The following is a 7,642-nucleotide window of genomic DNA, read 5'->3' on the forward strand; positions in this document are numbered from 1 at the left end:
CGGGCCGGCGGATCGGCCTCACCCTGCTCACCGCAGGGGCGACTCCCCGTCCGGGTGAGATCGTCCGCCCCGCGCAGACCTCCGTGTGGGGACTGGCCCGGGTCATGTATCTCGAGGCCGGCGTCGATCTCGACCGGGTGATCGACCTGCCCACCGAGACCGACGACGAGACGGCCGAGCTCGTCGCCCGGGGGATCCTCGACCCCGGCTCGGAATGGCAGTTCAGGATCTGCGGGGATGAGGTGCAGGTGCCGCGACTGGTGGATGTCGACCTCCCCGCCGCGGACCTGGACCCGGGTGAGGGGGCGGTCCTCATCACCGGGGGCACCGGTGGGCTCGGGCTCCTCCTGGCCCGGGCCGTCATCGCCGCCGGCGGTCACGACATCATCCTGGTGAGCCGCGGCGGGAGGAACGACGCGGTCGCCGAGCTCGAGCACGAACTCGAGCACGAACTCGAACAGGGGGTCGACGCGGGAATCCGCGTGCGGACCTTCGCCTGCGATATCGCGGACCGGGGCTCGGTGGAGCGCCTGGCGGCAGACCTCCGGTCGGAGGGGACCCGCGTCGGGACCCTCGTCCACGCCGCCGGTGTCGTGGAGTTCCGGCAGGTCTGCGAGATCGACGCCGACCACCTCCACGCCGGGATGCGCGCGAAGGTCGGCGGAACGGACAACGTCGTGGAGCTTCTCGGCTCACCGGAGCGCGTGGTGCTCTACTCGTCGATCGCCGCCGCCTGGGGCAGCTCCGGGCAGGGCGTGTACGCCGCCGCGAACGCGTGGCTCGACGGGGAGGCGCACCGACTGCGGGCCCGGGGTGTCCGCGCCACGTCGATCTCCTGGGGGCCATGGGCCGAGGTGGGAATGATCCGGGGAGTCGAGGACCGGATGACGGAATTCGGACTCCGCGCCATGTCTGCCGAGACGACGATCGGCGCGCTGGCGAAGGTCCTGCGGGCCGACCTCTCCCACGCCGTGATCGCGGAGGTCGACTGGCCGACGTTCCTGGAGAACCTGGACTTCGCCGGTCCGCAACCACTCCTGACCGAGGTGCGGAACAGGAGATCGGGGGAGCCGGAGCCGCCGGTGGACGCCGTCGACGACTCGGTCGACTGGACGGGTATGGACCCGACCGAGGTCGCCCGCCGGATCACCGAACTCGTGGGGGCGGACGTGGCGGCGGTGCTCGGCGAGGCCGACACGAGAGGGGTCCGGCCGGATGTCCCGTTCCGCGATCTGGGTTTCGACTCGCTCATGGCGGTCGACCTGCGGGACCGACTGCGGGACGCGACCGGGCTCAGGATCGGTGCGATGACGATCTTCGACCACCCCACGGTCGAGGAGCTCGCCGCGGAGGTCACCCGGTTGCTGACCGGCGCGGACGCGCGGTCGCAGGACCGACGGTCGGACGAGGGCGACGGGGCCGCCGCCGAGCGCGCGGGTGACCCGGGGGCGTCCGTCGACGATCTCGACGAGGTCTCGGACGCCGACGAGCTGCTCACACTGCTCGAAGAGGAATTCGGGGGTATCAGGTGAACAGGGAAGCCGAGCTGGTCGCCAAGCTCCGGGAACTGGCCAAGGAGTTGCGACGCGCCCGGGCGGAGCTGGCGGAGGCCGGAGAGCGGGAACCCCTGGCGATCGTCGGCATGGGGTGTCGGCTGCCGGGCGGGATCGGATCCCCGGACGATCTGTGGACCCTGCTGCGGGACGGAGGGGAGGTCGTCGGAACCTTCCCGACCGACCGGGGCTGGCCGAGGTTGCCGTCGACGGATCGCGGTCCCGTGCCCACCGTGGGCACGTTCCTGGACGACGCCGCCGGTTTCGAACCGGAGTTCTTCCGCATCTCCCCCCGCGAGGCGACGGCGATGGATCCGCAGCAGCGCGTCGCCCTCGAGGTGGCGTGGGAGACCTTCGAGAGCGCCGGTCTGGCGCCGGACCGGCTGCGTGGGCAGCAGTACGGGGTCTTCCTCGGGGCCGCGTCCTTCCCGTACGGCGGTGACATGGTCGATCCCCCGGAGGACCTCGGGGGGCACCTGCTCACCGGCGGGGTCACGAGTGTGCTGTCGGGGCGCATCAACTACACCTTCGGTCTGACCGGTCCCGCCATCACCTTCGACACCGCGTGCTCCTCGGCACTGGTGTCCGTCCGGTTGGCCTGGGACGCGATCGACGCCGGGCTCTGCGACGTGGCGCTGGTCGGCGGCGCGTGCATCATGTCGACCCCCGGGGTCTTCGCGGAGTTCCAACGGCAGGGCGGGCTCGCCCCCGACGGTCGGTGCAAGCCGTTCTCCGAACACGCGGACGGGACCGGCTGGGGTGAGGGCGTCGCGATGCTCGCGGTGACCGGCCTCGGCCGCGCCCGCGAACTGGGGCTCCCGGTGCGAGCTGTGATCCGGTCCAGCGCATGGAATCACGGGGGACGCAGCAACGGGCTCACCGCCCCCAGCGGGCGGGGCCAGCAGGCCGTCATCCGGACGGCGCTGGAGGGCGCCGGGCTGCGGCCCGAGGACATCGACGCGATCGAGGCGCACGGCACCGGTACGCCGCTCGGGGACCCGATCGAGGCGGGCGCGCTCCTCAGCGTCTTCGGTGGGCAGCGGGCGGAACCCCTCTGGCTGGGGTCGTCCAAGTCCAACCTCGCCCATACCCAGGCCGCGGCCGGTGCGGTCGGCCTCATCAAGTCGGTCCTCGCTCTCGAACACGGTGTGCTCCCCAGGACCCTGCACTGCGACGAACCGAGTTCCGAGGTCGAGTGGACGGACTCCGTCGAACTCCTGCGGGAGGAGCGTGAGTGGTCGCCGCGAGAGGGGCACGTTCGCCGGATCGGGGTCTCGGCCTTCGGTGTCGGTGGAACCAATGCGCACGTCATCGTGGAGGAGACGGCCGAGGCGGCGCCGGTACGGGCCCCCGGTCGCCTGGCGGGGAACCCGCCCTACCCGTTGCTCATCAGTGCCCAGAACGCCGACGCGCTGCGCATTACCGCGCGACGGCTCGCGGAGACCGCGAAGACCATGGACGCCGCCGACATGGCGGGTGCCCTGGGGACGCGTAGCACCCACCCGAGCCGTGCGGTGACCTTTGCTGACGCGGACGCGGTGGAGCGACTCGAGGCTCTCGTCCGGGGGGAGGGCGACGGCGACACTGAGACCGCGGACGGGGTCGAGAGGGCCCGTGTCGTGATGGTCTTCCCGGGACAGGGTGCCCAGTGGGCCGGGATGGCGGCCGGTCTGCTCGACGACCCGGTGTTCTCCGCGGCGCTCGAGGAGTGCGACGACGCGCTCCGGCAGGCCGGCGGGCGGTCGGCGCGCGAGGTGATCGGTGACTCCATCTCCGATCCGACGGTGCTCGACCCGGTCGAGGTCCTCCAACCCACCATGTGGGCCGTCATGGTGTCCCTGGCACGACTGTGGGAGTCGGTCGGGGTCCGGCCGGCAGCGGTGATCGGCCACTCGCAGGGTGAGATCGCCGCGGCCACCGTCAGCGGCCTCCTCGACCCGGTGACCGGCGCGCGGGTCGTGGTCGGCCGCGCCCTCGCCATCGCCGGACTCGGCGGGGACGGGGGCATGCTGTCCCTGCTGTGTGGCGAGGAACGGGCGCGACTCGTCGCGGACGGTATCCCCGGGGTGGACGTCGCGGCCGTCAACGGGCCGAACTCCACCGTGCTCGCGGGCGCCGCCGCCGCGATCGCCGAGGCGAAGGAGGTGGCGGAGTCCCTCGACATCCGGTGTCGCCTCGTCGAGGTGGACTACGCCTCGCACTCCCCGCAGATGGACGCGCTCAGTGGACCGATCCGCGAGGCGCTGGCCGGGGTGACCGGGGCACGACCCTCGATCCCCATGTACTCCACCGTGGAGGACCGGGTCCTGGCGGCCGACGACGTGGGCGCCGACTACTGGATGGCCAACCTCCGCGGCACCGTCCGGCTCGACCGGGCCGTGGAGCGGGCCCTGGACGACGGGAGCCGGCTCTTCATCGAGGTCAGCACACACCCGGTGCTCGAGTACGGTCTGCGGTCCCTGGTCGAGGGTCGAGGGGGAAGCGTCGTCGGGACCCTACAGCGCGGGTGCCCGGACCGTCAGGCCTTCGTCGCGGGGGCGGCGCGCGCGTGGGTGCACGGTGCGGAGGTGGACCGCTCCGCGATACTGCCCGCGGCCGGCCGCCTCCACGAACTACCCACTCAGGTGTTCCTGCGGGACCGGTACTGGTACACGCCGCAGCCGTCACAGGTGGACGCGGGGATCCCGTCCTACCAGGAGCGGTGGGACCGGTTCGACCCGGCCGCCCCCCGGGTCGAGGGCACCTGCGTGGTGTTCTCCGACCCGGACTCGCCCGTCGCGAGGACTCTCATCCGGACCCTGGACGAGCTCGGCGCGACCGTGATCAGCCGGGAAATCGACGGCGAGGACGTGCCGCCCGGGGCCGACCGGGTGTTCCTGGTGGACGACGCTGTGAACCAGGAGACCTGCACCCGGGCGGTCCGACGCCTCGCAGAGGACCTCCGCGACGTCCCTACGCCGGTCACCCTGGTCACCACCGGGGCGCAGGCCGGGTGCGGGGAGACAGGCGCGAACCGGGAGCCGGGACCGCGTTCCTCCACCCGTTCCTCCACCCGTTCCTCCACCCGATCCTCCGCTCGATCTTCAACCCTGTCGACGGGACTGGTCCTGGCGTGGCAGGCCGAGGACGACAGCCGCGAGATCACCGTCGTGGACCTCCCCGTGGACCCCGGGCGGGGCGACCTCGAACTCCTGTTGGGGGCGACGGCCGCGCGACCGAACGCCGAGATCGCGGTGCGCGACGGACGGTGCCACGAGCGCACCCTCGTGGCGACGGGAGGCGGCGGGACCGGTTCGGTGGCGGACCTGTGCACGGGGGCCGTGCTGGTGGTCGGCACCGGGGTAGTGGGTACCGCCATCGCGAGGGCGCTGGCCGGGGCGGGTGCCCGGGAACTGGTCCTGGTCTCCCGACGGGGGCCCGCCGAATCGCTGGTGGCGGAGCTCCGCGGTTCCGGTGTGACCGTGACGGCGATCCGCGCGGATGCGAGCGACGGCGACGAGTTCGCGCAGGTGGTCTCGGAGGCGGGGACGCACGCGCCGATCGGGGCGGTCGTGCACGCCGCGGGTCACATGGACGACCAGCCGGTCTGGGGACTCACCCCGTCCGCGATCGACCGGGTATGGCGATCGCGGGTCGGCGTGGCGGAATCACTGGCCCGGTTCGTCGACGCGAACGGCATCGGGCACTTCCTCATCTGCACCGGGCTGCCCGCCTTCGTGGCCACCGCCGGTCAGGGGGCGTTCACCGCGGCCGCTTTCGGGCTCAGGTCGCTCGTGGCCGAGCGGAGTGGACTCGGGCTACCCGGCCGGCTCGTGGCGTGGAACGCCTGGAGCGCCGGGGACGGGTCGACGGACGACCTGGTCGCCCGAGGGGTCACCCCCTTGTCGCCGGACCGGGCGATGGCCGCCCTCGGGGCGGCAGTCGAGACGTCGGCGACGGTGGTCCTGTACGCGGACGTGGAATGGCCGACCCTCGTGGAATCCGCCACCATCCGACGGTCGCCGACCATCGCCGCCCTCGCCGGCGAACCGGCCCCGCAGGGCGGCCCGGTGTTCGCCTCGCAGCTGGCCGACCTCGATCCACGGCAGGCACTGGAGAAGGCGGTGGACGTGGTGTGGTCGTTGACCTCCTCGGTCCTGCAGCTCGCGCCGTCACCGCGGAGGACCACCGCCGCCTTCCGTGACCTCGGCGCGGACTCGTTGACCGCGGTCCAGATCCGCAACCGGGTAGGCGCGGAAACCGGTCTGACGCTCCCGGTGAGCCTGGTCTTCGACCATCCGCACGTCGAGGCCCTCGCCGGTTTCCTCGTCGGGCAGCTCAGCGGCCAGGAGTCCGCTGCAGACCGGGCTGACCAGGCGATGAGGACCCTGGCGGAGGCGATCGGGCAGATCGAGGACCCGGAGCACCTGGAGGCACTCAACCGGCGCATGAGCGCGATGGTCGCCGACACCCGTCGCGCGCGGGACACCGGTATCGCGGACCTCGCGGGTGCCGACGACGAAGACCTCTTCGCGGCGCTCGACCAGGAACTCGGCCGATAGACACATCACCCGACCACGGCAAGGAACCGCAATGACTGAGAACGAGGACCGACTCCGCGAGTACGTCCAGCGGGCTGTGGGAGAACTCCGTGCGGCCCGACAGGAACTGCAGGACCTCCGGGACCGCGCCTCCGAGCCGATGGCGATCACGGCGGTCGCCTGCCGCCTACCGGGTGGTGTCGACACACCGGAGAAGCTCTGGGACGCCCTGGGTTCGGGAGCGGATCTCGTCGGTCCGTTGCCCACGGACCGCGGATGGCCCGCCGATCTGGTGGACCCGAGCGGGGAGCGGCCGTGGAGCTCGTACACCGACCAGGGCGGGTTCCTCGACGACGTGGCGGGATTCGACCCCGGCTTCTTCGGGATCTCGCCCCGGGAGGCCCTCGCGATGGACCCCCAACAGCGGATCTTCCTCGAAGTGGTGTGGGAGACCTTCGAGCGCGCCGGGGTCAGGCCGTCCGACGAGCGGCGATCCAGAACCGGGGTGTTCGTCGGGGTGACGAGCCTCGACTACGGACACCACGTGGCGGAGCTGCCGGATGACATGCAGGGCAACGTCCTCTTCGGTCGGTCCCCGGCGATGGTCGCCGGTCGTGTCGGCTACGTGTTCGACCTGCGCGGGCCGACGGTCGCCGTCGACACCATGTGCTCGTCGTCGCTCGTCGCACTCCACCAGGCATGCGGCGCGATCCGCGCGGACGAGTGCGACTCCGCCATCGTGGGCGGAACCGCGACCCTGTCCACGCCGCTCGGGTACACCGAGTTCAGCGTCCAGGGCGGTCTCGCGCGCGACGGCCGATGCCGGTCGTTCTCGGACTCGGCGGACGGCACCGGCTGGGGGGAGGGTGTCGTCGCCATGCGCGTGGAGCGACTGAGCAGGGCGGAGGAGCTCGGGCGGCCCGTCCTGGCGGTCATCAGGGCGACCGCGGTCAACCACGACGGCGCCTCGAACGGGCTGACCGCTCCGAGTCGGGGCGCCCAGGCGGCGGTGATCACCCGGGCGCTGCGTGCGGCGGAGCTCGACGGGTCCGATATCGACATGATCGAGGCGCACGGCACCGCGACGGTGCTCGGTGACCCGATCGAGGTGGGGGCGCTCCAGGACGTCTTCGGCCGCGCCCGCGGGTCCGCCGGGCCGCTGATGCTCGGCTCGCTGAAGTCCAATCTCGGCCACACCGCCTCCGCGGCGGGTCTGGCCGGGGTCGTCAAGGTGGTGGGCGCCCTGCAGCGCGAGGTGATGCCCAGGACCCTCCACGTCGATTCGCCCTCGAGCCGGTGTGAATGGGGAGACGGGACCATAGAACTCCTGACGTCGGAGCGTCCGTGGCCACGCACCGACCGGCCGCGCCGGGCCGGCGTGTCGGCGTTCGGGGCGAGCGGTACCAACAGCCACGCCATCGTCGAGGAGGCGCCGGCGGGCACGGACGGGGTGGGTACGAACGGCGAGAGCACGGGCGACGAGGCCACTGGCGGCGAGGTTACGGGGCGGCGCGACGACGAGGTGTTCCTCTGGCAGGTCTCCGGTCGGACGCTCCCCGCGATGCGAGC

3 protein-coding genes are annotated in these 7,642 nt (G+C 72.4%); all 3 read left to right on the forward strand.

From position 1 onward, the window contains the following. Positions 1-1,532, forward strand: a 1,532-nt coding sequence (locus tag G6020_RS12895) for a beta-ketoacyl reductase (protein ID WP_182610893.1), incomplete at its 5' end; no start/stop codon positions are given. Continuing rightward, the gene (locus tag G6020_RS12900; protein WP_182610894.1) at positions 1,529-6,094 is read left to right on the forward strand and encodes a type I polyketide synthase; all 4,566 of its coding nucleotides are present in this window, start codon (positions 1,529-1,531) and stop codon (positions 6,092-6,094) included. The genes G6020_RS12895 and G6020_RS12900, both read left to right, overlap by 4 nt. Before the next feature lie 31 nt (positions 6,095-6,125). Next, positions 6,126-7,642: beta-ketoacyl synthase N-terminal-like domain-containing protein (locus tag G6020_RS12905; protein ID WP_182610895.1), on the forward strand; the 1,517-nt coding region annotated here is incomplete at its 3' end.

Origin of the sequence: Dietzia sp. B19 (genome assembly GCF_014145155.1) — a bacterium.
Lineage (GTDB): Bacteria > Actinomycetota > Actinomycetes > Mycobacteriales > Mycobacteriaceae > Dietzia > Dietzia natronolimnaea.